Raw genomic sequence first — 22,737 nt, 5'->3', positions numbered from 1 at the left:
ATCCGAGATAGTGATTCGACCCTATGTTACTTGTGAGTAACTTAGCCTGCAAGGATTGCCCGGCGGAAGTGTCGAACAGTGAGGGGCTACCGGGTTGAGTCTGCGGTCCTCGGTGCTTTCTCGGGCAGCGGATCGGGGTCCAGAAACGCGACCGTGAGCACCGCAGCTATTTTTTCGATCTGCCACGGACGCGCGCCAAGCTCGGCCAGGGCGGCGCTGATCGACTCGAGCGTGATCTCGGCCGGCGGACGCCAGGCCACCCGGCGCAGGTAGTCGGGAGTCAGCAGGTTCTCGATGGGTAGATTTGAGGATTCCGCTATTGCTGCCAGCCGGGGGCGCGCAGTCGCCAGGCGCGCAGCGGCCTCGGGATCCTTGTCCGCCCAGACCCGCGGCGGTGGGGGCGCGTTGGTGGGCACCTGGAGATCCGGGAGATCATCCGATGACCGTCCGTCGCTGATGCAACGCAACCACCTGGGCGCCTCCCGTGACGCCGCTCGGCCATGGAAGCCGCTGGTGCCCAGAAGCTGCGGGACTGTTGTCGGCATGGCCTTGGCCGCGGCCAGGATTGCCGAATCAGGGATCAGACGGCCCGGGGCAATGTCCCGGTTCCTGGCGAGGTCCTCGCGTTCCAGCCAGAGCTGGCGAACCACTGCCAGTTGGCGCCGGTCGCGGATCTGGTGCAGGCCCGACGTCCTGCGCCACGGATCGACGCGCGGCTCGGCGGGTGGGGTGTTGCGGATGTGCTCGAATTCCTGCTCGGCAAGGTCGAGTTTGCCGTCGCGGGTCAACAGGGCAATAAGTTCGCCGCGTAGCTCGGTCAGCACCTCAACGTCGAGGGCGGCGTAGCGAAGCCACGGTTCGGGCAGCGGGCGGCGCGACCAGTCAGCGGCTGAGTGCTCCTTGGCAAGGGTGTATCCGAGGAGACTCTCGATGACCGCCGCCAGCCCCACGCGGGGCATCCCCGCGAGGCGGGCAGCGAGTTCGGTGTCGAAGAGCCGGTCGGGCCACATCCCAAGTTCCGACAGGCAGGGCAGATCCTGGGACGCCGCGTGCAGGATCCATTCGACTCCTTCAAGTGCCTCATCAATGATGCGGAGGTCGGTGAATGGCTCGGGGTCGATCAGCCAGGTGCCGGCTCCTTCACGCCGGATCTGCACGAGGAAAGCGCGTTGCCCGTACCGGAATCCGGATGCGCGCTCCGCGTCGACGCCGGCCGGGCCGGTGCCCTGAGCCAGCGTCCGGGCTGCACGTTCCAGACCCGCCTGGGTGTTGATGACCAGGGGGACGCCGTCTTTGGGTTCGTTGAGGAGGGGGAGCGGTTCGATGACGTCTTCAACCGGTGCGTCATCACCTGGAGTGCGATCGTCAGGGTGCTGCGAAATCTGCGAGGTCATGATGATCCAGTCTAGCCGCGCGGTTCGGAGTGGTGAGCCAGCACGACGGCGGGGTGCGGCTGGGTCACGGCGGGCTAGTTTCGGCGACGGTTCGGCAGCGAGGTGACGCCGTCGGGCAGCGGTGGTAGACCGGCGAAGGTGCACACCATATCCGCCCAGGCCTCCAGATGGTTCCGCACCATCGACGAGTCAGGGGTCCAGGACGCACGTAGTTCAATATCGATACTGTCGGGTCGGTCGGTCAGCGTGCCGTAGCTTTCGGAGAGGATCCGGGTGGCTGTTCCCCCAGCGGAGCCGTAGTCGGCGCCGTGGTTCTGGAGGGCTTCCACCAGCCACGTCCAGGCGACTGATCCCAGCAGGGAGTCGTTGCCCATCTCGGGTTCGAGTTGCGCCCTGATGTAGGTGACAATCCGGAAAGTGCCATCCCACAGGTCGGACCCATTGGGGTCATGCAGGAGGATGAAGCGTCCGGTGGCTAATTCTTCCGGCTCATTGCCGGCGGAAGCGGCCATTGCCGGGCCGTGCACCGGCATCCGGTGCGGGCCAGCCTGGAATACTTCAGCGCCGAGGGCCACAGCAAAGGGTGCCAGCCGCGAGGGCGCCGGAATTTCGTCCAGTCGGATCTCGCCGCGGCACTTCGCCTGGCGGAGTTCGGTCAGTGCTGACTGGAACTCGCGGGGCAGGGGGGTCAGATCGCCAATTGCGCTCACTCAGGAAGGCTATGGCACGCCGACCCCCGTGCCGGGCAGGCTCGCCGGTGCGGCCGGCGAGATTGTTCTAGGCCCGGGGAGCCCCGATCTGGTGTGGGCTGGCGGCCGTTTCCCGGCGGATCGCTTCGGCGAAGGCGTCGACGTCGTCGGCTGTGGTGTCGAAGGAGCACATCCAGCGCACTTCCCCGGTCACGGTGTCCCAGTCATAGAACTTGAACTGCTCACGGACCCGGTCCGCGGCGTCCCGGGGGAGGACGGCGAAGACGGCGTTCGCGGTGGTCTGCTGGGTGAGCTGCACCCCGGGAATTTCCTGGACCAGCGCGGTCAGGCGTGCCGCCATGGCATTGGAATGGGCTGCCGAACGAAGCCACAGCCCATCCTCAAGGAGGGCGATGAGCTGCGCCGAGATGAAGCGCATCTTGGACGCGAGCTGCATGTTCATTTTGCGCAGGTAGGTGAGGCCGGTGGCCGCGTCAGGGTTCAGCACCACGACGCACTCACCAAAGATCAGGCCGTTCTTGGTACCGCCGAAGGAGAGGATGTCGACTCCCGCGTCCCTCGTGAAGGCGCGCAGCGGCAGGTTGAGGGCCGCTGCGGCGTTGGCGATCCGTGCGCCGTCCAGGTGCAGATGCATGCCGCGGGCGTGCACGTGGTCGGCGATCGCCCTGATCTCTTCAACCGTGTAGAGCGTCCCCAATTCGGTGGTTTGCGTGATGGAGACGGCCAGCGGCTGGGCCCGGTGCTCGTCGCCCCAGCCCCAGGCTTCCAGATCGATGAGTTCCGGGGTGAGTTTGCCGTCCGGGGTGGGAACGGTGAGGAGTTTGATTCCGGCAATGCGTTCGGGCGCCCCGTTCTCGTCCTTGTTGATGTGGGCCGTTTCAGCGCAGATCACGGCGCCCCACCGTGGCAGCAGGGACTGCAGGCTCAGGACGTTTGCTCCGGTCCCGTTGAAGACCGGGAACGCTTCGGTGCCGGCGCCGAAGTGCTCCAGCATCAGTTCCTGTAGGCGGTGCGTGTAGACGTCCTCGCCGTAGGCCGTTTGATGGCCGCCGTTTGCGGCAGCCAAGGCCGCGAGGATTTCCGGATGTACTCCCGAGTAATTGTCGGACGCGAAGCCGCGAACGTCGGGGTTGTGCAGGGAGGCAGGGGGCGCAATTGTTTCAGTCACCTATCAATTATCACCTAGGCGGTGGGTCATCCTCAGCGTTTCAGCCTGACTCTTCCCCTGATTTTCCCCTGATGCCTCTCCCGACGCCGGAACAGGCCCGAGGTTGCGCTGGGGTGAACGATTCACCACCGCCAGCTGAACGCCTGTTGAACGGGGCATGAAACGGTATTACGCTTTTGTGGGCCCGGGAATGGGTTGGTGACACGGATGGTCATCGGGCATCCAAGCATCCGAAAGGCAGGGGGTGCCATGTTTGGTCGTATTCTTCAGGTGACCCGCCGGGCCGGCGTCGTGGTCGGACACCTTGTGGTCCACCTTCTGATCGGAGTGGGGCTTGCCCTCCTCATGGCTGCCGCCATCATCCGCCTCTACTGGGGCGAGATTTCGGTCAACCAGATGCTCCTGAATATCGTCGCCGTGGAAGCCGATGGTGGTGGCGGGTCCATCGTCTGGATCAGCATCCTAGGCATTGCTGTGGTGCCCCTGCTGGTTACGGTGGGGATCGCGCTCTGGCTGTTTTTCCGGCGCCGTAAGCGCCGCCGTGATGGCGACCTTCGGCGGCCGCCTCGCGTGCAGTGGATCATGCGCGCCGTTTCTGCCGCCCTGGTGGCCGCAGTCGTCATCGGCGGGACCACCGCTTTTGCCGCCACGGTAGGCGTTCGGGACTACCTTGAGGCGGCCAACTCCGGGTACGACGTCGGCGACTTCTATGTGGAACCGACCATCACCGACGACACGGACAAACGCAACCTGGTACTGATCTATCTCGAGTCCGGGGAGGCCACGCTCGAGGACGACCAGCTCTTCGGGAAGGATGTCTTCGCTCCGCTCAAGGCGGCCACGAAGGCGTCGGATGGCTGGCAAAGCGTCGAGAACCTGAAGCAGTACGAGGGGGGCGGCTGGACCATGTCCGGGATCACCGCGACGCAGTGCGGGATCCCGCTCAAGGGTATCGGCTCCACCTCGGGCGGCGGCGCCTACAACGCGCTCGGCGGTAACGTCCAGACGTACCTCGAAGGGGTGACTTGCCTGGGCGATGTGCTCGCTGAGCACGGCTATACGAACGTATTCCTTGGCGGCGCTAATGCCTCGTTCGCGGCGAAAGACGTCTTCCTGGGCGGGCACGGCTACTCCGAGGTGAAGGACCTGCCGGACTGGCGTGCCGCGGGTGAGCCGGAGAAGGCCTTCCGCAGTGACTGGGGTCTGAGCGATGAACGCCTGTTGGCCCACGCGAAAGACGAGGTCGACGACCTGCACGCCGAGGCGGAGAAGACTGGTCAGCCATTTAACCTCTCGATGCTGACCCTGGATTCGCATGAGCCGGTGCACATTTATGACTACTGCACCGTGGATACGCAGAGCGAGGTAACCGCCGCGTTTTCCTGTTCCATGACGCAGGTGGCCGGATTCGTGGACCACATGAGGCAGCAGGGTTATCTCGAGGACACTGCCGTAGTGATTATGGGTGACCACCTGAAGCAAATAGGTGGCGGCCATGCGTTCCAGGCGGAATTGACGGACCACAACAACCGCACCATCTTCAACCGGATCTGGGTGCCGGGCGAGGACGGTAACAGTGACCTGCGCCCCCGCGTGGACCAGTTGAGCATGTACCCGACGATCCTGGAAGCTGCCGGCCTGACGCTGGCGGGTCAGGAGGCAGGGTTGGGTGTTTCAGCGTTCGCCTCGCGTGTCCCGGCCGGTTCAGCGCAGGCGCTGCAGCCCAGTCACTACGCGGACCTGGTGAGCTCACTTTCCCCGCGGTTTTACGCGAAGGCCTGGGGCGGCGAGGACGCCGCCGCGCAGTAGCGTTTGCCCTAACTGGGCAGGGTGATGCGTTGGCCGTTCACCGATTGCGCCTCGGCGGCGTAAAGACCAACCACTGCTGCGGCCAGATCATCGACATGGGTGTACCCGGGGAATCTGCGTTCCGGATGCGCGGCCCGCAGTGCGTCGTCGACGAGGGCTTTCACCACGAGGATGGTGGCAGCTGATGTCTGACCGGCGCCCTGAGTGGTGCTGTCGCTGGCGGCGTCCTGATCGCGCCGGAATCCGTCGGCCACCGCCCGGGTCCAGGCTTCCGCGGCTGACTTGAGAGCCGCATAGGAGGCGGCCGCCGCCGTCGGGCTGTCCACGGCCGTGGAGGACACGATGGCCACCCGCCCCCTGGACGATGCGAGGAGTGGGGGGTAGAAGGCACGAGTGGTGTTCCGCAAGGTGGTGAGCACGCTGGTGTGGAGCACCTCGTAGTCATCATCCGTCTGCCCGGTGATTCCGTTGCCGCCGCGCCAGCCGCCCACCAGATGAATCAGGCCGTCCAGTGACTCATAGTCGGCAGTGAGCGCATGGCATAACTCAGTGACAGCCTGCGCATCGGCCAGGTCGCAGACCCGGCGGTCGACGTCGTCGAGCTGGCCCAGCGCCTGCTCAAGCCGGCCGGCGTGGGATCCGACAGCTACCACCGCGGCACCCTGCTGGCGGAGCAGGGTGGCGCACGCGATCCCCGAAGCGCCAGCGGCGCCGGCCACCACCACCGTCAGTCCGTCGAGTGCTGGCAACGCGTTGCTCATTCAGCGGCCCCGGTGATACCGGCGGTGGACTCGATGACCGGTTTCATTTTGCGGTCCAATGCCTCGAAGAACATCGACAGCGGGAATTCGTCGTCGAGGACGGCATCGGTCAATCCACGAGGTGGTCCAGTCAGTTCGAGGGCGTCCGGGCCCTTGGCCCAGACCGACGCCGGGTGGGGTGTCACGGTTTCGGTGACCAGCTGGTAGGCGGCAAGCCAGTGGGCGGTCTTCGGCCGGTCAATGGACCGCCAGTAGAGCTGCTCAATTTTCTCGCCGAGGGCGATGACGACGTTGGGAACCTCCGCCCAGTCGATGCTCAGGCGGCTGTCGGTCCAGTGGAGCACGTGGTGCTGGTGCATCCACGCGAACAGGAGTTGACCGCCCAGACCGTCGTAGTTGCGGACCCTGCTGCCGGTGATGGAAAAGCGGAAGATCCGGTCAAAGATGACTGCGTACTGCACCAGTCGCGCATGACGGCGGGTCTCGTCGGGAGCCGATTCGTCGAGGGCGATCTTCACTGATTCGCGGAACGCCGTCAGGTCGCACCGAAGTTCCTCCAGGGAGTACAGGAAGTAAGGCATGCGTTGTTTGATCATGAACGGGTCAAAGGGGAGGTCGCCGCGCATGTGGGTGCGGTCATGGATGAGGTCCCACATGACGAAGGTCTGCTCGGCCAGCTGTTGGTCTCCCACGAGCTCGCTGGCTTCGGCAGGCAGTTCCAGCTTGGTGATCTCCGCCGCGGCGGTGACCACCCGGCGGAAGCGTGCCGCCTCGCGGTCGGCGAAAATGGCGCCCCAGGTGAACTGCGGTGTGGTGCTGACGGCGACGGTCTCCGGGAAGAGGACTGCCGAGTTGGTGTCGTATCCGGCGGTGAAGTCGAGGAAGCGGATGGGGACGAAGAGCTTGTTGGAGTAGTCACCGGCTTCGAGCTCGGCAATGAACTCGGGCCAGAGCACTTCAATGAGCACCGCTTCGACCAGCCGGTTGGTGCTGCCGTTCTGCGTGTACATGGGGAACACCACCAGGTGCCTGAGGCCATCGACCCGATGCTCCTGCGGTTGGAACTGCAGCAACGAGCTCAGGAAATCGGGCACTCCGAAGTCCGAGGACTGCCAGGTCTGGAAGTCCTCCACGAGGGCCGTGAGGTAGCCGGCGTCGTGGGGGAAAGACGGAGCCAGGGTCCTGATCGCCTCGACAATAGCGTCGACCAGTTCGGACGCCAACGCATGGTTCGAGGTTTCCGGGACGGATCCGTCCTTGACCTGAAGCGGCTGAAGGGCCGAAGCGGCGGCTTTGAGCTGATGCCAGGCGGGTGAACGCTCAGGGGCTCCGGCAGGTGAGGCGAGGCTGGTGTCAATGGTCGTCGAAGTCATGGAAGCGAGCGTAGCAACTGAAAAGGTTTACTTACTCAAAAAACCCTTGAGCATAAGCAACTCTTATTTTTGACTGGGTTGCACTGGTGGGGAGGCCCAGACATGCTGGACCTCCCCGCGGTTCCGCTAGGACTGTTCGAGCAGCTTCATGGACACCGAGTTGATGCAGAAGCGCTGGTCGGTGGGGGTGCCATAACCCTCACCCTCAAACAGGTGGCCGAGGTGCGAGTCGCAGTTGGCACACCGGACCTCGGTGCGCTGCATCCCCATGGAATTATCGTGCAGGTAGCGGACCGTGTTCTCGGCGAGGGGCGCCCAGAAGGATGGCCAACCGCAATGTGAATCAAATTTTTCGTTGCTGGTGAAGAGTTCGTGCCCGCAGGCGCGGCACTGGTAAACACCCTTGGTGTTGGTGTCGTAGTACTCGCCGGTATAAGGCCGCTCAGTACCAGCCTGACGAAGGACCCGGTACTCCTCACTGGTTAGCTCGGAGCGCCATTCGTCGTCGGTCTTCTGGACAGGGACATCGCTGGGTTCTATTGTGCTCATGATTCCTTCAACGCCTAAGAACCGCCGATAAATCCCGAACCGGAATAGAGGTGCAGGACAGGCACACCCAGTCGGTCCTGGGCCTGATTCGCCCAGTCGGTGTGGAGGGTATCGGCGACGGCGTGCGGTCGGGTGATGACAACCGCTTGCTGTGCGCCATGCTGGCTGACGGCGTCGACCATTGCCTCGACAGCGTTGCCGGTGGCAATAATCCCGTGGGCGGTAAGTCCGTGGGCCTCGGCCACCCGCAACGACGCTTCGAGATCCGCCTCGGCGCTCCCACGTGATTTCTGGGCCGATGGCTGCCCCTGGGACAATTCGCGGAACGCGTCGGCGAACTCCAGCAAGCTCAGGTGATGGAAGAACTCGGCCATCACATTCTTGTGCCGGTCATCGGGGATCAACACCAGCAGTGTGGCCTGTTCCTCACCCACCAGGGTCAACAGGTTCTTCGCGTCGCCGTCGTTGAGGCTTTCTTCGGTTAGTACCACTATCGTCTCGGACATGAGCCAAGACTAGTGCTCCAACGCGTGGCGCCCTAGTGCACGGAGACAGCAGCTCTCACGACACCCCGCTCCCGTGTGCCGCCGATCCTCCGGTCCACAGGCAAGAATGGGGGTATGCGTAAACTTTCCGCCACGGTGCCGGAGCAGTCCACCACCGCCCCCTGGGTCAAATGGACCATGCTCGGGGTGGGGATTGGTGGTGCCGTCGGCTCAACAATTGCGGCCGGCACCTCCGGTCTCGCCGCGCATTTCGCGCGTCAGGTAGTGACCCCAGCCCGGGTCAGGGACGAAAACCTCGACATCCTGGCGGTGATCGGCACCGGGGGTAGCCAGCAGGTCATTCTCCCCGCGAATGACGACACCACCGTCGAAGGGACCTACAGTCTCTACTTCGACGGTGGAGCAGGACATGCCCGGATTGGGGCGATCCTGTCCTACGTTCCCCGTGAAGGGACTGTGCAACGCGAGGTGGAGGCGGTGTACTCCGGGCATCTGGCCAGCGCGACGCGGGGCTGGTGGAGCGGCGCGGTCTTCCCGTCGCCGTCGACGGTTGGCTTCGCTGATGAAGAGGTGGACATCCCGGTTGACGGGGGAGTAGCTCCGGCCTGGCTGATCCGCGCCGAGGAAGCCTCGAAGGATTGGGCGGTCATGGTCCACGGCAGGGGAGTGCAGCGGACCGAAGGACTGCGGGCGGTGCGTCTGGCCAGGTCATTGGGCATGACCAGTTTGTTGACCTCTTACCGGAACGACGGCGAAGCCCCGCACGCAGCCGATGGCAGGTACGGACTCGGGATGACCGAGTGGCGTGACGTTGAGGCGGCAATCGACTACGCGGTGGCACACGGTGCCGAGGGCGTGGTGCTTTTTGGGTGGTCGATGGGTGGCGCCATCTGCCTGCAGACCGCCGACCTCTCGGGTCATCGTCAGCGGATCAAGGCGCTGGTACTTGACGGTCCGGTGGTCAACTGGATTGAGGTGCTGGCGTATCACGCCCAGCTCAACCGCATCCCCGCACCGATTGGCCGGCTTGGCCAGTGGCTGCTGACCAACCGGGCCGGCCGGAAAGCCACAGGCCTCGCGGCACCGCTTGACCTGAAGAGCCTCGACTGGGTGTCACGGGCCGAGCAGCTGACCATTCCCACACTCATCATCCACAGCGAGGACGATGAGTTCGTGCCGGTGGGTGCTTCGGCTGAACTTGCGGAACGCAACCCTGCGTTTGTCACCTTCGAGCGGTTCCACCGGGCCCGCCATACCAAGGAATGGAATGTGGACCCGATGAAATGGGAGCAGACGGTGGCCAATTGGCTTGCCCCCGTACTCCACGGCCGCGCCCGCCCGGGCGTCCGGAACGGGCAAGCCGGTTAGCTGGTTTGCCCGGCCCTGACGGTGCGTTTGATCCGCCCCAGCATGGCCGTCATCCCGCGCATCCGCAGCGGCGTGATGGCCCGGGTGAGTCCCAGCCGGTCCGGAACGTCGTCCGGCACGGCGAGGATGTCGGCCGAGGAGAGCCCATCGAGACCTTCCAGCAGCACCCCGGCGAACCCGCGGGTTGTCGGAGCCTCAGGCGGGGCCGAGAAGTACAGGCGCACGATCTGCTCCGGGCTGTCGTCGATGTCGACGCTGAGGAACAGGGGAGTCTGGCATTCGACCACCTGTTCCAGCAGTTCCGGATGCTCCTGAAGGTGCTGGGGGAGCTCGGGGAGACCCTGGGAGAATTCGAGCAGCAGCTGCAACCGGTCAGGTTCGTCGAGGGCCTGAAAGTCCTCGACAATCTCACTCAATTTGGTGGGAAGTTCAGTGGTCATGACGCCGGAACCCCGCCGCGCTCTTCACCCTTGACGATCGGGACGCGCACAGCGTTGCCCCACTCGGTCCACGAACCGTCGTAGTTGCGGACCTTGGTGAAGCCCAGCAGGTGGAACAGGACAAACCAGGTGTGGCTCGACCGTTCACCGATACGGCAGTAGGCGACGACGTCGGCGTCGTCCTTCAGGCCCACCTCATCCCGGTAGATTGCATCGAGTTCGGCCCGGCTTCTGAAGGTGCCATCCTCGGCGGCGGCGCGAGCCCACGGGACAGAAGCCGCGGTTGGGATATGACCGCCGCGAAGCGCGCCTTCCTCCGGGTACGCAGGCATGTGGGTCCGTGCGCCGGTGTACTCGTCCACTGAGCGGACATCGATCAGCGGTTTGCCCAGGTGACCGAGGACGTCGCTCAGATAGGCGCGGATCGGCGCGTCGTTGCGTTCCACCACCGGATAGTCGGCGGTCTGGGGCGCCGGCACCTCGGTGGTGGTGGGCCGGCCCTCGGCGAGCCACTTGTCGCGGCCGCCATCCAGCAGCCGGACATCCTCGTGCCCGAACAGGCTGAAAACCCAGAGCGCGTAGGCTGCCCACCAGTTGCTCTTGTCGCCGTAGATGACGACTGTCGAATCCCTGGTGATTCCCTTGGCCGACATCAGCCGGGCGAAAGCGGCGCCGTCGACATAGTCGCGGGTCACCTCATCGTTCAGATCCGTGTGCCAGTCGACCTTGACCGCACCGGGGATATGGCCCGTGGAATACAGCAGAACATCTTCATCAGACTCCACCACCACGACCGACGGGTTGTCGAGATTCTGGGCGAGCCAGTCCGCGGAGACGAGCCGTTCCGGGTGGGCATAGTGAGCGAACTTCTCATGGGGGTCTGCTGCGACTGACATCCGTTGGCCTTTCTCGTGACGTTCTTGTGGTCTCTACTAGCCTAACCACGCGTTCCCCCATTTATTTCCGATGCGTTCACCGCATGCCATAAATGGCGGGCCGTGGGGTCGTCGCAGGGCGCGGCGGCCAGCGAAAGTGCCGTATTCTTGCCTACCGTGGCAACAATCGAGCAGCTCTCCCAGCGGACCCCCAAAGTTTCGGTCGACGAACTCCTGACCGGGTTCTATCCGTCCCCTCGATTCGGTGAGGTGTCCTTCGACAGTTACCGTCCGGACCCCGCGCAGCCGTCGCAGGCCGCGGCCGTCAAGGCGTTGTCCGAGTTCGCCGACATGGTGAATCAGCCGGAGCCGACAGGGTTGCGGAAGCTCTTCGGCGCGAAGAAGCCAGCGGCGCGGGCCGGAATCTACCTCGACGGCGGTTTTGGTGTCGGAAAGACCCACCTCCTCGCTTCCCTGTGGCATGCAACAGCCGGTAAAAAGGCCTTCGGCACCTTCGTCGAGTACACCAACCTGGTCGGTGCGCTGTCCTTCCGTCGGGCCGTCGACGCGCTGAGCGGTTACGCGCTGGTCTGCATTGACGAGTTTGAGCTCGACGATCCAGGCGACACGGTCCTGATGTCCCGCCTGATGCGTGAATTGGCGGATGCCGGGGTCAAGCTCGCGGCCACGTCCAACACCCTTCCCGGTTCGTTGGGGGATGGGCGTTTTGCGGCAGTGGATTTCCAGCGGGAGATCCAGGTCCTCGCCGACCAGTTCGACGTGCTCCGGATTGATGGCGAGGATTACCGTCACCGGGGCCTTCCCGAGGCACCCGTCCCCTTCAGCGAATCCGGCCTTCACGACCGGGTACGTGAGCTCAGGACCGGCCCGGACGGCATCCTCGCCGAGGATACGTTCAGCGATCTGGTGAAGCACCTGTCCGGAGTGCACCCAAGCCGGTACCGCCAGCTGATCGACGGCGTCGATTTCATTGCCTGGCACAATGTGACAACTATTTCGGAGCAGGCGGTAGCGCTCCGCTTCGTGGTCCTCGCGGACAGGATTTATGACAAGGACATTCCGGTGCTGGCTAGCGGCGCAGCCTTCGACCAGCTCTTCACCGAGGAAATGATGACCGGCGGCTACATGAAGAAGTATCACCGTGCGGTGTCACGCCTGACAGCCCTGGCACGCCAGGGCAGCGAAGCCTAGGGCAGTGAAACCTAGCCAGACCCCTGGCACGCAAAAAGTGCCGGTGCTGCCTCGCGGCAGGACCGGCACTTTCTTGTCGAGCAGTAGGTCTTATACGGCCGGGGGAGTCCCGGGGCCAGCTGGCCGGTTGGTGTCCCCGCGGTCGGTCTTATCGACCATTTCGGAGGCTTTGGACTGAACCTTGTCGATCTTGTCGGCGTACTTGCCTCCGGTCTTGCTGTCAACAAAGTTGCCAGCGTGACCGATGCCGTCCTTGATCTTGCCAGAGTTCTCGCCCACCAGCTCGGTCGCCTTTTCCTTCAGCATCCCGGCCTTGCCTTTGAGCCCGTCAAATACAGACACAGGCACCTCCTTTCGATCCGGGAACCTGTTGTTCCCTCTGCTAAATATCTTAGGCCGATGGAATGGCAGTTCCAAGGACGTAACCTGTGCAACACCTGGGTGTCCGCCCTCGGCGTATTTCCACCCAGTTCCCACCCAGATTGCCCCGGCACCGGGGGTGTGACACCCTTGACGAGCCAGATGGCACCCGGACGAGGTGCGCCGTACCCGGTCAGCGACAAGACGGCGTTTCAGGAGTGAGACTGTCATGGCATGGATTGTTCTAGTGATATCCGGCGTACTTGAAGCCGTCTGGGCTACGGCCCTGGGAAAGTCCGAGGGGTTCACCCGGCTGGTGCCCTCAATCGTTTTCGGTGTCGCGGTGACGCTGAGCATGGTCGGGTTGGCCTGGGCCATGCGCACACTGCCCGTCGGGACCGCCTATGCGGTGTGGGTGGGAATCGGCGCCTCGCTGACCGTGGCCTACGCGATGATTTTCGACGGCGAATCCGCGTCCGTCATCAAAGTGCTGCTGGTCCTCGGGATTGTGGCCTGCGTGGTGGGCCTGAAACTGCTGCACTGACCCCGGGGCCAAGCCCTGCACGGAGGCCCGCTACCGGCGGGCTGTCGCTGGGCGGAGGTGCTCAGGCCCAGTGAAACCGTCCACCGCGAGGGCATCGGGGTCGCATGCAGCCGAACCAGCAAGAAAAAACACCCCCAAACGAAGCTGGGGGTGTCCTGGGTGCTGCGTGGTGTGGAGCGGACGACGGGATTCGAACCCGCGACATCCACCTTGGCAAGGTGGTGCTCTAGCCAGCTGAGCTACGTCCGCGAAAAAGCGGTACCCGGTGAATTCCGAAGAAACCACGGGAACCGCTTTGAGTGGGCGATACTGGGATCGAACCAGTGACCTCTTCCGTGTCAGGGAAGCGCGCTACCGCTGCGCCAATCGCCCATCGAGATGGGTGCAAGCTTCTGTACTGGAGGTGGGGACGGGATTCGAACCCGCGTATACGGCTTTGCAGGCCGCTGCCTCGCCTCTCGGCCACCCCACCGTGCCTAGTAAACCAGGACTGCCGAAACGTACTTCAACAGCTACAGTGACTTGCGAGCGGACGACGGGATTCGAACCCGCGACATCCACCTTGGCAAGGTGGTGCTCTAGCCAGCTGAGCTACGTCCGCATGTTGAGTGATGATCCATAACCCTGTGAAAATCCTTGGATTTGCAGGGTTATTCGTCGTTTTCCAACGAGTAAAAACTCTATAGGAGGAAATGGGGTTCGTCCAATCCGCGTCCACCAGCGTCAGATTCGGGCCAAATGTAGATTGTCAGTATCCGATGTCAGACTGGAAGCATGACACAACCGCTGCTGGCTCACTCAACAGAGCACGGACGCATGTATTCCCGCTCCACCAGGGACCGCCCGATAGTCCCCTCGATCACCACAGTGATCTCGCAGGCTGCTGCGTCGCTGGACGGGTGGATCGGCTACATGGCTGCCAACGCCGTCGCCAATGATCCCCGCGTCCCCGCGGCACTGGGCAATCCGGCGCAGCTCCGGACCGTCGTGAAGGACGCATCCGTCGCTGCGGAGCGGTACCGCGATGAGGCAGCGGGCAGAGGCACCCGGGTGCACTACTACTGCGAACAGGTGGCGCTTCGTGAGCTGGAACAGGCGCACGACGTCGACGCCGCCCGGCTAGCCCTGGTGGAGAACGGCGAGGAAGCCTTCGCTGACCGGTTTGACGAATGGTGGACGCTCTACCAGGTCCGCCCGATCGCTGCTGAATTGACCGTCTGGAACGACGAGGTCGGCTACGCCGGGACACTTGACCTACTGGCCGAGATTGGGGGACGGCTGTGCCTGATCGACTTCAAGACCAAGAACACCGACCGTGACGGACAGGTCAAGCCGCTGGACGACAAAGTGGTGATGCAGCTGGTGGCCGGCATGAAAGCTCAGGAAAGCCTGGTCGACGGTGAGAAGGGGGTCTGGGAGCCGTGGAAGTATGACCACGAGCTGATCCTGTTGGGAGTCGCAATCGGTAAGACCGAGGTACGCGCCATGCGCGCCAACCCCGAGGTCCTGAAAGAGCACTGGTTCCGGTTCTGCGCCCTGCGCCGGTCCTGGGAGGCCGGGCTCGACGCCGCCGCCGCCGGCCGCGCGCTGCTGCCCATCGGCCCACCGCCGGTACCCGCCGCGGGCGCACGGTAGGCGGGATGGTCGCTAGCCTTCCTTTGACCGAGGTCGACGAGGTTCGCGCCTAGAATGGCATCGACCCAAAGTGAAGTATTCCCAACGTTAGGACCACGGAGAGCATGGCCGTCTTGAGCATTCGGATCATCGGCGACCCGGTACTGAGAACCCCCTCTGCCGAGGTCACCAGTTTTGGACCCGAGCTCGCCAGACTGGTTTCCGACATGATGGAAACCATGGACGACGTGCATGGCGCCGGACTCGCAGCGCCCCAGGTGGGGGTGAGCCTGAGGGTCTTCACCTTCAGGATCGACGACGTTTCCGGGTACGTCATCAACCCTGTCCTGGAGGTAAAAACCGGGACCGGGGACGAGGAACTGGAAGGTTGCCTGTCGATCCCCGGACTCGGCTACCCGTTGAAGCGCGCGGACTGGGCGCGGGTGACTGGCGTGGATATCCATGGTGACGCTGTCGCCTATGAGGGCACCGGTATGCTCGCCCGCTGCTTCCAGCACGAGACCGACCACCTCAACGGCTCCCTGTACATCGAACGCCTCGACGGGGAGCACCGCAAAGCCGCCATGCGTGCCATCCGGAGCTCGGCCTACTCCTCGGTTGCCGACCAGACCACCCGTGACCGGTCACAGTCACTCGGTTCCAGTTTCGGGCTCGGAGCGTCAACCGCCCGACCGACCACTGGGACGAGCCGGAGTGGGGCCAGACGATCATGAGGGTGCTCTTTGCAGGCACTCCGGCCGTGGCGGTGCCCTCCCTCGACGCGCTGGTGGTTGCCGGGTTCGACGTCGTCGCGGTGCTGACACGTGAAGACGCGCCACTGGGCCGTAAACGGATCATGACGCCCAGTCCGGTAGCCGCCCGAGCAGCTAAACTAAATCTCCCGGTCATTCGCGCCAACCGGATTGACGGCGCAGTCACCGCGCAGATTGCCGACCTCAATATCGCAGTGGCAGCCATCGTTGCCTACGGCGGGCTGGTTCCGCAGCCAGCGCTGGAGCTGCCGCAGCATGGCTGGATCAACCTCCATTTCTCGCTGCTGCCGTCCTGGCGCGGTGCCGCCCCGGTGCAGCACTCAGTCATCGCCGGCGACGAAATCACCGGAGCCTCCACCTTCCGCCTGGAAGCGGGCCTCGACACGGGGCCGGTCTTCGGTACCATGACCGAAACGGTGCAACCCAGCGACACCAGTGGCGAGTTGCTGGAACGGCTAGCCCACAGTGGCGCCGTCCTGCTGGTCCAGACCCTGTCGGCCATCGCGGCCGGCCAGGCCGTGGCAGTTCCCCAACAGGGAGATATCAGCCTGGCACCCAAACTCACCATCGACGATGCCCGGGTGGATTGGGGCCAGCCGGCTCTTGCTGTCCGCCGACGGATCAATGGTGTGACACCCGAGCCGGGCGCCTGGGCCCAGCTGGGTGATCAGCGGGTAAAGGTGGGCCCGGTGTCGCCGTGGGTCGCGAATCCCGATGTGGGTGCGGACGCGGTTGCGGCTCTCGCCCCGGGCGAAGTGACGATGGCCGGCGCTGCCGTGCTGGTCGGAACAGGCTCCACTCCCGTGGTGCTGGGCGATATTCAGCCTGCTGGGAAAAAGATGATGCGTGCACAGGACTGGGCGCGCGGCGCCCTTCAACAAGGAGAGCTGGTTTTTTCGTGACGAGGTTATTTTCGTGAGCAATCCAGGGCAGGGCAAAGCGGGCGGTTCCGACCGCCGTCGCAATGCGGCCGGACGGGAACGTAACAGGTCAGAGCCGCGCGGGTTCTCCACCGCCGCACCATCGGAGCGGACCCGACGCGCCGACCCGGCACGACTGGTCGCCTTCGAGGTGCTCCGCGCCGTCGCCGCCGACGACGCCTACGCCAACCTGGTGCTGCCGGTCAGCATCCGCAAACACAAGCTCGACAAGCGCGACGCAGGCTTTGCCACCGAACTGGCCTACGGAGCGTTGCGCGGCCAGGGCACGTATGACGCGGTGTTGGCGAAGTGCGTCGACCGCCCCCTGGAGAAGCTCGATCCTGCCATCCTCGATGCCCTGCGGATCGGCACGCACCAGCTGCTCGCCATGCGGGTTCCCGCTCATGCTGCACTGGACCAGACCGTCGGCCTCGCCCGCGCCGTCATCGGTGCCGGACCGTCGGCTCTGATCAATGCAGTCCTGCGGCGGGTTTCATCGAAATCCCTTGAGGAGTGGACAGCAGAACTCACCGCTGGCCTGACCGATGCCACCAAGATCAGTTCGCTTACCCACAGCCACCCGGAGTGGATTGTCCGGGCGCTCCGGCAGGCCCTCGTCGACCACGGCCGGGACGTGTCCGAGATAGAAACGCTGCTCGCGGCGAACAACGCGGCACCGGTAGTCAATTTACTGGCACTCCCCGGGCTGGGGTCCCTCGATGAGGCGTTCGAAGCCGGGGCTGTTCCCGGGGAGCTGGCCGAAGGATCGGCACTGTTCTCAGCGGGCGACGTCGGCCGCCTGGAAAGCATCAGGACCGGCACCACCCGGGTCCAGGATGCCGGATCCCAGTTGGTTGCCCGTGCCCTCGCGGCAGTGAAGCTGGAGCCAGTTGAGTCGGAAGCCGTGAAACCGGAGGCGGCGGAAGACGGAGCGGGGTCGGTGAAAACCGGCGCTGCCGGCCACTCCGAGCAGTGGCTGGACCTGTGCGCTGGCCCCGGCGGCAAGTCGGCACTGCTGGGTGCCCTGGCACAGCAGCGGGGCAACACGCTGGTGGCCAATGAGCCGTTGGAGCACCGGGCCCAGCTGGTGCGGCAGGCACTCCGGCCGCTCGACCCTGCGGTCTGGTCCGTCCGGGTCGGCGACGGTCGAACGGTCGCCGAGGATTTTCCCGACACCTTTGACCGCGTCCTGGTGGACGCCCCCTGCACCGGACTCGGCGCGCTGCGCCGCCGCCCGGAAGCCCGCTGGCGGCGCAAGCCTTCCGACATTGCCGGACTCGGAAAGCTGCAGCGTGAACTCCTGGCCGCGGCGCTGACGGCCGTCCGACCCGGGGGAGTTGTGGCCTACGTGACCTGTTCCCCGCACCCGGCCGAGACCTCGGCGGTGGTCCAGGATTGCCTGCGCCGCCGTGACGACGTCGAACTCATCGACGCGGGCGCTGTCCTCGACGGCGTCAGCCTCACCGGGTCGCTGGCCGCCGGGCACGAGTCGACAGCCCAGCTCTGGCCACACGTCCATGGCACGGATGCGATGTATCTGGCCCTGATCCGCCGCACTGCGTAAAGATATCCACAACTCCGACGACGAGTAAACCCTGGAAACGCTACGGAAGTCGCCAGAGCTCACGGTTCGGCGGGTAGGTTGAGGGAAGCCACCCGAAGTTGTCCCCGCCCAAGGAGCGCCATGACCGCCTGTTGCATCAACCCGAGCATCCTGTCCGCCGACTTTGCCAACCTGCAGGCAGAGCTCGCACGTATTGCGTCGGCTGATGCGGTGCACGTGGACGTCATGGACAACAGTTTCGTCCCCAACCTGACCCTTGGTCTTCCGGTGGTCAAACGGATCCACGAAGTCAGTAGCCTTCCGCTGGACGTGCACCTCATGATTGACGACGCCGACCGGTGGGCTCCCGGTTACGCCGAACTCGGTGCAGCCTCAGTGACGTTCCATGCCGAAGCAGCGGCGGCGCCGATCCGGTTGGCCCGCGAACTGCGCAGCATCGGCTCCAAGGCAGGCATGGCGCTACGCCCGGCGACACCCGTCGAACCCTACCTCGACCTCCTGGGCGAACTGGATCTCCTGCTGATCATGACGGTCGAACCCGGTTTCGGCGGCCAGCCGTTCCTCGACGTCATGCTGCCCAAAATCCGGCGCGCGGCCGAAGCGATCAGGGGGAGCGGTCTGCCGGTGGCACTTCAGGTGGACGGTGGCATCACCGGGGACACCATCCTCCGGGCCGCCGACGCCGGGGCAACAGTCTTTGTCGCAGGCTCCGCGGTGTACGGTGCGGACGATCCCGATCAGGCTGTCATACGTCTCCGCGACGCCGCCCAACGCGCCTCGGACGAACGCCGGTAAGCCCGGCAACCGGTAGGTCAACCGACGCATCAACCGGCTGAGGCAGGTCAACCGACGCATCAACCGGTAACCGGCACCGCAACCGGCTCAGCGATGCATCAACCCGCACCCGAGTCACGGGTCGGTGATGGTAATCCTGATCGAGCGGGCGTCGATTGCTGCCTGCTTGAGGATGTCCAGCCGCGGATCGGGTACCACCAGGAATGCCAGCTGCGGCAGCGCCCGATAGCTGCGCAGGACCGGGTTCGCCAGGGTTTCGCTGGCCAGCGGCCGGTCTCCGCCCAGCTGCAGGCTGCCGGGGCTGTGCTCGGCGAACAGCCGCGCCGCATGAACCGCTGCTGCATCGGCCAACCCGGCCGCCTGATTGGCCCGCCGCCGCGCGAAGCGCTGCTGTGACCAGCCGCCGGCCGCGGTCCGGGACTGGACATATTTGGTGCCGGTCTTCGACGCCACCAGCTTGCCGTGCTCGGCCACACCCACCGCATAGCCGCCCCGGCGTACCAGCAGCAGCCCAATGAGACGCTGGCTGGTGGCCGCCGCGACCAGGTCATCGACCGTTGGGCCCCCCGGGCTGTCCCCGGCGGACTCCCCGCCGGACTCCCCGCCGGACTCCCCGGGCGGGTGGAGCACGGCCACGCAGCCGTTGGCGCCGCGGAGCATGAGCGCCCCGCGCGACCGGGCGTCGTGGTCGAGCCCGTCGGTCGGAGCCAAACCGCCGTTCCCCGCACTGAACCGCTCCACCCAGCCGGGCAGCCGCTCGGGTGACACCAGCACCTGGCGCGGTGATCCCACTAGCGTCTCCGTTTCCTCTGCGACTGGTTGTCCCTCAGCTGGGCCGGCTGCCGATAGCCCGACCGTCAGTGCTTCACAGTAGCCTTGGCTGTGTGAATGATCTATTCAGCGCGGCGTACGGGTCCGACGACGACGACGACGTCACCAGCCACAGCGTCAGCAGTGCCGAACGCCACCGCAGCCCCCTGGCCGTGAGGATGCGGCCGCGTTCAATTGACGAAGTGGTGGGTCAGCAACACCTCCTCGGCCCAGGGTCGCCGCTGCGGACCCTGGCGGGCGACGCCGACCGTACCGGCCCGGCAGGACCGTCCTCGGTGATCCTCTGGGGGCCGCCAGGCACCGGTAAGACCACCCTCGCACATGTGATTGCGCGGGGTCGCGGCCGGACCTTTGTTGAGCTGTCGGCCATTACCGCCGGGGTGAAGGACGTCCGCCGGGTGATGGACGAGGCCCTCACCGCCCGCGATCTGCACCGCACCACCACGGTCCTCTTCCTCGATGAAATTCACCGCTTCAATAAGGCACAACAGGACGCGCTGCTGCCCGGGGTCGAGAACCGCTGGGTGGTGCTTATCGCCGCCACCACCGAAAACCCCTCCTTCTCGGTGGTATCACCCCTGCTGTCCCGGTCCCTGCTGCAAACCCTGAAACCTCTCACCGAGGCGGACATCGCCGATCTCCTGACCCGCGCGGTGAATGATCCGCGGGGACTCGACGGGTCGGTTCGGGTCAGCGACGACGCTCTCGAACACCTGGTTCGGCTGGCCGCAGGGGACGCACGCCGGGGACTGACCGCCCTCGAAGCCGCAGCCGGGGTGGCCCACTCGGCCACCGACGAGCCCGGGGAGCAGGTTCTGGTGCAGCTCGAACATGCCGAGAAAGCAGTCGACGTGGCCGCCCTGCGCTACGACCGTGCCGGCGACCAGCACTACGACGTCGCCAGTGCCTTCATCAAATCGTTGAGGGGGTCCGACGTCGACGCGGCGCTGCATTATCTAGCGAAGATGCTGGAGGCGGGGGAGGACCCTCGCTTCGTGGCTAGGAGGCTGATGATCTCGGCCGCCGAGGACGTCGGGATGGCCGATCCGACCGCCCTGCAAACGGCCGTCGCTGCAGCACAGGCCGTCGCGTTGATCGGCATGCCCGAGGGGCGGATCATCCTGGCCGAGGCGGTGGTGCATATCGCGACGGCGCCCAAATCCAATGCCTCGTACAACGGAATCAACGCAGCCGTTGCCGATGTGCGCGCCGGGCGGGGGCAGGGCATTCCGCAGCACCTGCGGGACGCCCACTACCCGGGGGCCAAACAACTGGGGCACGGCAGCGGCTACCTCTACTCCCACGACGAGCCGCACGGCATCGCCGCGCAGCAATACGCACCTGATGATCTGACCGGCCACGACTACTACCAGCCCACCGATCGTGGGGCCGAACGGGACATTGGCTCCAGGCTCGCCCGACTGCGGCGGATCATCCGCGGCAAGTGATTCAGCTCGGTGCCCGCAGCACTGCTAGGATTGACGGTTGACTGGCAAGTCGCGTTCTGCGCAACCCACCATCGAAGGTTTGGTTCATTCAGGCATGACCCGCTCCGGCGGTTCACTTCGGGGCAGGGCTGCGCGCACTGCGAACTGTAGTACCGGGAAGCGGCCACTCCCGGCTCTCCGCAAGTGGAGGCCAGCGACACTGAAAGTGCCTGCCGTTCAACTGGGAAACCAACTGGGCAGCAGCGCAACTTTGCCGCAAAAATAATGGAAGGTATTCGTGGCTAACAACACACGTGCCCGCCGTAAGGTTCGCATTTCGCGTGCCCTCGGCATTGCTTTGACCCCTAAGGCCGAAAAGTATCTGGAACGTCGGCCGTACGCGCCCGGCCAGCACGGACGCGCCCGCCGCAAGCAGGACAGCGATTACGCTGTACGGTTGCGCGAAAAGCAGCGTCTGCGCGCCCAGTACGGCATCCGCGAAGCCCAGATGACCCGGGTCTTCGAGGAAGCTCGCCGCACCAAGGGCCTGACCGGTGAGAACCTGATTGAACTGCTCGAAATGCGTCTCGATGCCCTGGTGCTCCGCGCCGGCTTCGCCCGCACCAGCGCGCAGGCTCGCCAGCTCGTCGTTCACCGTCACATCATGGTCGACGGTTCACGCGTTGACCGCCCGTCCTACCGCGTCGCCGAAGGACAGCTCATTCACGTACACCCACGCAGTGAGGTCCTCGACCCACTGCAGGTTGCCGCCGCAGGCGCGCACCGCGATGTGCTGCCCGCAGTACCCGGCTACCTGGAGGTCCAGCTGGACAAGCTCCAGGCGCGCCTGGTGCGCCGCCCGAAGCGCTCCGAGGTCCCAGTGACCTGCGAAGAGCAGCTCGTGGTGGAGTACTACGCACGCTAGTTCCTTAGCTTTTACAGCAAGGACCGGCGCTCAAAGGCCCGCGGCACACGCCGCGGGCCTTTGAGTAGGTAAGGTACATAGGTAAGTTATCGCCGCTGAGCTATCGACGCCCAGGCGGCCTACCTGATTCAAAAGGAGACACGATCCATGTCTGGTGGAGATATCGCCGGTCTCATCGCAGCCGGTGTGTTCGCGGTGCTGGTCGCACTGCTGGCTATACCGGTGTGGAAGCTCGGCAAAGTGTTTGACGAACTGCGGACCACCATCAGGAGTGTCAGCAACGAAACCACACCCCTGATCGAGGAAGTGACAAGCACCGTCACCACCACGCATCAGCAGCTGAAGAATGTCGACGGAATCACGTCCAACGTCTCCGACGCGACCGCCAACCTCTCGGCCCTGTCATCCCTGATCGCCGCTACCGTCGGCGCGCCGTTGATCAAGGTTGCCGCGTTCTCCTACGGGGTGCGCACCGCCCTGGCCGGTCGAGGCAAGCCCGCTCCCCGCCGCCGCAGCCGCTAAGGAAACGATGAAAAACACAATGATCATGCGCGTCATCTGGATGGGCGCAGGAGTTGCCATCGGCGTCATCGCCGTACGGAAACTCGCCTCCGTCGCCGACAGCTACGGGCCTGCCGGGTTGAACCGTGCGATGGGCGAAGTGACTGATGGTGTCGCCAACTTCGCTGATGCGCTGCGGACAGGGATGCAGGAGCGCGAATCCGACCTCCGTGCCGCCCTCGGCATCGACCCCGCCGAAGTTCGCCCGGAACGTCCCGGCCAGTAACCGGACCGGGGCTGCCTGGCAGCCCGTCCCGC

The 22,737-nt window shown here is 64.9% G+C and carries 24 protein-coding genes, 4 tRNA genes and 1 riboswitch; of the genes, 13 read left to right on the top strand and 15 right to left on the bottom strand.

Features of this window, described 5'->3' with window-relative positions; genetic code table 11:
• Positions 1 to 86: 86 nt before the first annotated feature.
• The 3 genes from DDA93_RS01235 to DDA93_RS01225 all read right to left on the bottom strand — a co-directional run bounded on the left by DDA93_RS01235 (position 87) and on the right by DDA93_RS01225 (position 3,272).
• Positions 87 to 1,394, bottom strand: coding sequence for an HRDC domain-containing protein (locus tag DDA93_RS01235; protein WP_019482849.1), 1,308 nt, complete (start codon positions 1,392 to 1,394; stop codon positions 87 to 89).
• A 74-nt stretch (positions 1,395 to 1,468) separates the two neighbouring features.
• Positions 1,469 to 2,104: a DUF3000 domain-containing protein gene (locus DDA93_RS01230; protein ID WP_116777868.1), complete on the bottom strand. Its 636-nt coding sequence runs from the start codon at positions 2,102 to 2,104 to the stop codon at positions 1,469 to 1,471.
• Positions 2,105 to 2,171: 67 nt separating this feature from the next.
• The gene (locus DDA93_RS01225; RefSeq protein WP_116777867.1) at positions 2,172 to 3,272 is read right to left on the bottom strand and encodes a beta-eliminating lyase-related protein; all 1,101 of its coding nucleotides are present in this window, start codon (positions 3,270 to 3,272) and stop codon (positions 2,172 to 2,174) included.
• A gap of 249 nt (positions 3,273 to 3,521) precedes the next feature.
• On the opposite strand from DDA93_RS01225, the gene DDA93_RS01220 reads away from it, so the two are divergent.
• On the top strand, positions 3,522 to 5,081 hold the full coding sequence (locus DDA93_RS01220; RefSeq protein ID WP_243400475.1) for an LTA synthase family protein: 1,560 nt from the start codon (positions 3,522 to 3,524) through the stop codon (positions 5,079 to 5,081).
• A gap of 8 nt (positions 5,082 to 5,089) precedes the next feature.
• On the opposite strand, the gene DDA93_RS01215 is transcribed toward DDA93_RS01220, so the two are convergent.
• From DDA93_RS01215 to DDA93_RS01200, 4 genes are all read right to left on the bottom strand, one after another.
• Positions 5,090 to 5,842 carry an SDR family NAD(P)-dependent oxidoreductase gene (locus tag DDA93_RS01215; protein WP_116777865.1) on the bottom strand — a complete coding sequence of 251 codons (753 nt, stop codon included), beginning with the start codon at positions 5,840 to 5,842 and terminating at the stop codon, positions 5,090 to 5,092.
• The gene (locus tag DDA93_RS01210; RefSeq protein WP_243400474.1) at positions 5,839 to 7,215 is read right to left on the bottom strand and encodes a DUF6421 family protein; all 1,377 of its coding nucleotides are present in this window, start codon (positions 7,213 to 7,215) and stop codon (positions 5,839 to 5,841) included. Before DDA93_RS01210 ends, DDA93_RS01215 begins: the two co-directional genes overlap by 4 nt.
• A gap of 126 nt (positions 7,216 to 7,341) precedes the next feature.
• A complete protein-coding gene (gene msrB / locus DDA93_RS01205) occupies positions 7,342 to 7,764 on the bottom strand; it encodes a peptide-methionine (R)-S-oxide reductase MsrB (protein ID WP_116777864.1) in 423 nt (140 codons plus the stop codon).
• Between the two features lie 14 nt (positions 7,765 to 7,778).
• Positions 7,779 to 8,270, bottom strand: a complete 492-nt coding sequence (locus DDA93_RS01200; RefSeq protein ID WP_116777863.1) for a hypothetical protein — start codon at positions 8,268 to 8,270, stop codon at positions 7,779 to 7,781.
• 114 nt (positions 8,271 to 8,384) lie between these two features.
• On the opposite strand from DDA93_RS01200, the gene DDA93_RS01195 reads away from it, so the two are divergent.
• Positions 8,385 to 9,638 (top strand): alpha/beta fold hydrolase, encoded by a 1,254-nt coding sequence (locus DDA93_RS01195; RefSeq protein ID WP_116777862.1) that lies wholly within the window; start codon positions 8,385 to 8,387, stop codon positions 9,636 to 9,638.
• On the opposite strand, the gene DDA93_RS01190 is transcribed toward DDA93_RS01195, so the two are convergent.
• Positions 9,635 to 10,078, bottom strand: coding sequence for a SufE family protein (locus DDA93_RS01190; RefSeq protein ID WP_024477086.1), 444 nt, complete (start codon positions 10,076 to 10,078; stop codon positions 9,635 to 9,637). The two genes, DDA93_RS01195 and DDA93_RS01190, sit on opposite strands and share 4 nt — an antisense overlap.
• Positions 10,075 to 10,974, bottom strand: a complete 900-nt coding sequence (locus DDA93_RS01185) for a sulfurtransferase (protein WP_116777861.1) — start codon at positions 10,972 to 10,974, stop codon at positions 10,075 to 10,077. Before DDA93_RS01185 ends, DDA93_RS01190 begins: the two co-directional genes overlap by 4 nt.
• A 156-nt stretch (positions 10,975 to 11,130) precedes the next feature.
• On the opposite strand from DDA93_RS01185, the gene zapE reads away from it, so the two are divergent.
• Positions 11,131 to 12,165: a cell division protein ZapE gene (zapE, locus tag DDA93_RS01180; RefSeq protein ID WP_116777860.1), complete on the top strand. Its 1,035-nt coding sequence runs from the start codon at positions 11,131 to 11,133 to the stop codon at positions 12,163 to 12,165.
• Positions 12,166 to 12,255: 90 nt separating this feature from the next.
• Here zapE and DDA93_RS01175 read toward each other — a convergent pair whose 3' ends face one another.
• Positions 12,256 to 12,507: an antitoxin gene (locus tag DDA93_RS01175; protein ID WP_019482837.1), complete on the bottom strand. Its 252-nt coding sequence runs from the start codon at positions 12,505 to 12,507 to the stop codon at positions 12,256 to 12,258.
• A gap of 170 nt (positions 12,508 to 12,677) precedes the next feature.
• Positions 12,678 to 12,739, top strand: a riboswitch (guanidine-III (ykkC-III) riboswitch).
• Between the two features lie 15 nt (positions 12,740 to 12,754).
• On the opposite strand from DDA93_RS01175, the gene DDA93_RS01170 reads away from it, so the two are divergent.
• The gene (locus DDA93_RS01170) at positions 12,755 to 13,069 is read left to right on the top strand and encodes an SMR family transporter (RefSeq protein ID WP_024477089.1); all 315 of its coding nucleotides are present in this window, start codon (positions 12,755 to 12,757) and stop codon (positions 13,067 to 13,069) included.
• A gap of 172 nt (positions 13,070 to 13,241) precedes the next feature.
• Here DDA93_RS01170 and DDA93_RS01165 read toward each other — a convergent pair.
• The 4 genes from DDA93_RS01165 to DDA93_RS01150 all read right to left on the bottom strand — a co-directional run bounded on the left by DDA93_RS01165 (position 13,242) and on the right by DDA93_RS01150 (position 13,670).
• Positions 13,242 to 13,318 (bottom strand) — tRNA-Gly (locus DDA93_RS01165).
• A 51-nt stretch (positions 13,319 to 13,369) separates the two neighbouring features.
• Positions 13,370 to 13,441, bottom strand: a tRNA-Val gene (locus DDA93_RS01160).
• A 26-nt stretch (positions 13,442 to 13,467) separates the two neighbouring features.
• Positions 13,468 to 13,541 (bottom strand) — tRNA-Cys (locus DDA93_RS01155).
• A 55-nt stretch (positions 13,542 to 13,596) separates the two neighbouring features.
• A tRNA-Gly gene (locus DDA93_RS01150) sits at positions 13,597 to 13,670 on the bottom strand.
• Between the two features lie 173 nt (positions 13,671 to 13,843).
• Between DDA93_RS01150 and DDA93_RS01145 the strand changes: the two genes are divergently transcribed.
• The 5 genes from DDA93_RS01145 to rpe all read left to right on the top strand — a co-directional run bounded on the left by DDA93_RS01145 (position 13,844) and on the right by rpe (position 18,735).
• Positions 13,844 to 14,704 (top strand): cytochrome, encoded by an 861-nt coding sequence (locus tag DDA93_RS01145; protein WP_116777859.1) that lies wholly within the window; start codon positions 13,844 to 13,846, stop codon positions 14,702 to 14,704.
• Positions 14,705 to 14,808: 104 nt separating this feature from the next.
• Complete coding sequence (gene def, locus DDA93_RS01140; protein WP_019482834.1) at positions 14,809 to 15,417, top strand: peptide deformylase; 609 nt, start codon at positions 14,809 to 14,811, stop codon at positions 15,415 to 15,417.
• Positions 15,414 to 16,358 carry a methionyl-tRNA formyltransferase gene (fmt, locus tag DDA93_RS01135; RefSeq protein WP_024477091.1) on the top strand — a complete coding sequence of 315 codons (945 nt, stop codon included), beginning with the start codon at positions 15,414 to 15,416 and terminating at the stop codon, positions 16,356 to 16,358. Before def ends, fmt begins: the two co-directional genes overlap by 4 nt.
• A gap of 13 nt (positions 16,359 to 16,371) precedes the next feature.
• Positions 16,372 to 17,940 carry a transcription antitermination factor NusB gene (locus DDA93_RS01130; RefSeq protein WP_024477092.1) on the top strand — a complete coding sequence of 523 codons (1,569 nt, stop codon included), beginning with the start codon at positions 16,372 to 16,374 and terminating at the stop codon, positions 17,938 to 17,940.
• A gap of 120 nt (positions 17,941 to 18,060) precedes the next feature.
• The gene (gene rpe / locus DDA93_RS01125) at positions 18,061 to 18,735 is read left to right on the top strand and encodes a ribulose-phosphate 3-epimerase (protein ID WP_116777858.1); all 675 of its coding nucleotides are present in this window, start codon (positions 18,061 to 18,063) and stop codon (positions 18,733 to 18,735) included.
• A gap of 114 nt (positions 18,736 to 18,849) precedes the next feature.
• Here the strand turns inward: rpe and DDA93_RS01120 are convergent, their stop codons facing one another.
• Positions 18,850 to 19,527, bottom strand: a complete 678-nt coding sequence (locus DDA93_RS01120) for an acVLRF1 family peptidyl-tRNA hydrolase (RefSeq protein ID WP_024477094.1) — start codon at positions 19,525 to 19,527, stop codon at positions 18,850 to 18,852.
• 92 nt (positions 19,528 to 19,619) lie between these two features.
• Between DDA93_RS01120 and DDA93_RS01115 the strand changes: the two genes are divergently transcribed.
• From DDA93_RS01115 to DDA93_RS01100, 4 genes are all read left to right on the top strand, one after another.
• Entirely contained in the window at positions 19,620 to 21,014 is a 1,395-nt protein-coding gene (locus tag DDA93_RS01115; protein WP_024477095.1) for a replication-associated recombination protein A, read from the top strand.
• 277 nt (positions 21,015 to 21,291) lie between these two features.
• Complete coding sequence (gene rpsD / locus DDA93_RS01110; protein WP_019482828.1) at positions 21,292 to 21,918, top strand: 30S ribosomal protein S4; 627 nt, start codon at positions 21,292 to 21,294, stop codon at positions 21,916 to 21,918.
• A gap of 147 nt (positions 21,919 to 22,065) precedes the next feature.
• Positions 22,066 to 22,440, top strand: a complete 375-nt coding sequence (locus DDA93_RS01105; protein WP_019482827.1) for a DUF948 domain-containing protein — start codon at positions 22,066 to 22,068, stop codon at positions 22,438 to 22,440.
• A gap of 7 nt (positions 22,441 to 22,447) precedes the next feature.
• Positions 22,448 to 22,705 carry a DUF6167 family protein gene (locus tag DDA93_RS01100; RefSeq protein WP_237715275.1) on the top strand — a complete coding sequence of 86 codons (258 nt, stop codon included), beginning with the start codon at positions 22,448 to 22,450 and terminating at the stop codon, positions 22,703 to 22,705.
• Positions 22,706 to 22,737: the final 32 nt, after the last annotated feature.

Origin of the sequence: Arthrobacter sp. Bz4 (assembly GCF_003075455.1) — a bacterium.
In the GTDB taxonomy this organism is placed as follows: Bacteria; Actinomycetota; Actinomycetes; order Actinomycetales; family Micrococcaceae; genus Arthrobacter_D.
Note: the sequence above shows the minus strand (reverse complement) of the source record. Positions and strands in the feature narration are given on the sequence as shown.

Bases quoted from the DNA above. Each gene is read 5' to 3' on its own strand.
- DDA93_RS01235 (WP_019482849.1), bottom strand. From the start codon at position 1,394: ATGACCTCGCAGATTTCGCAGCACCCTGACGATCGCACTCCAGGTGAT.
- DDA93_RS01220 (WP_243400475.1), top strand. From the start codon at position 3,522: ATGTTTGGTCGTATTCTTCAGGTGACCCGCCGGGCCGGCGTCGTGGTC.
- DDA93_RS01215 (WP_116777865.1), bottom strand. From the start codon at position 5,842: ATGAGCAACGCGTTGCCAGCACTCGACGGACTGACGGTGGTGGTGGCC.
- DDA93_RS01210 (WP_243400474.1), bottom strand. From the start codon at position 7,215: ATGACTTCGACGACCATTGACACCAGCCTCGCCTCACCTGCCGGAGCC.
- msrB (WP_116777864.1), bottom strand. From the start codon at position 7,764: ATGAGCACAATAGAACCCAGCGATGTCCCTGTCCAGAAGACCGACGAC.
- DDA93_RS01200 (WP_116777863.1), bottom strand. From the start codon at position 8,270: ATGTCCGAGACGATAGTGGTACTAACCGAAGAAAGCCTCAACGACGGC.
- DDA93_RS01195 (WP_116777862.1), top strand. From the start codon at position 8,385: ATGCGTAAACTTTCCGCCACGGTGCCGGAGCAGTCCACCACCGCCCCC.
- DDA93_RS01190 (WP_024477086.1), bottom strand. From the start codon at position 10,078: ATGACCACTGAACTTCCCACCAAATTGAGTGAGATTGTCGAGGACTTT.
- DDA93_RS01185 (WP_116777861.1), bottom strand. From the start codon at position 10,974: ATGTCAGTCGCAGCAGACCCCCATGAGAAGTTCGCTCACTATGCCCAC.
- DDA93_RS01170 (WP_024477089.1), top strand. From the start codon at position 12,755: ATGGCATGGATTGTTCTAGTGATATCCGGCGTACTTGAAGCCGTCTGG.
- DDA93_RS01145 (WP_116777859.1), top strand. From the start codon at position 13,844: ATGACACAACCGCTGCTGGCTCACTCAACAGAGCACGGACGCATGTAT.
- def (WP_019482834.1), top strand. From the start codon at position 14,809: ATGGCCGTCTTGAGCATTCGGATCATCGGCGACCCGGTACTGAGAACC.
- fmt (WP_024477091.1), top strand. From the start codon at position 15,414: ATGAGGGTGCTCTTTGCAGGCACTCCGGCCGTGGCGGTGCCCTCCCTC.
- rpe (WP_116777858.1), top strand. From the start codon at position 18,061: ATGACCGCCTGTTGCATCAACCCGAGCATCCTGTCCGCCGACTTTGCC.
- DDA93_RS01105 (WP_019482827.1), top strand. From the start codon at position 22,066: ATGTCTGGTGGAGATATCGCCGGTCTCATCGCAGCCGGTGTGTTCGCG.
- DDA93_RS01100 (WP_237715275.1), top strand. From the start codon at position 22,448: ATGAAAAACACAATGATCATGCGCGTCATCTGGATGGGCGCAGGAGTT.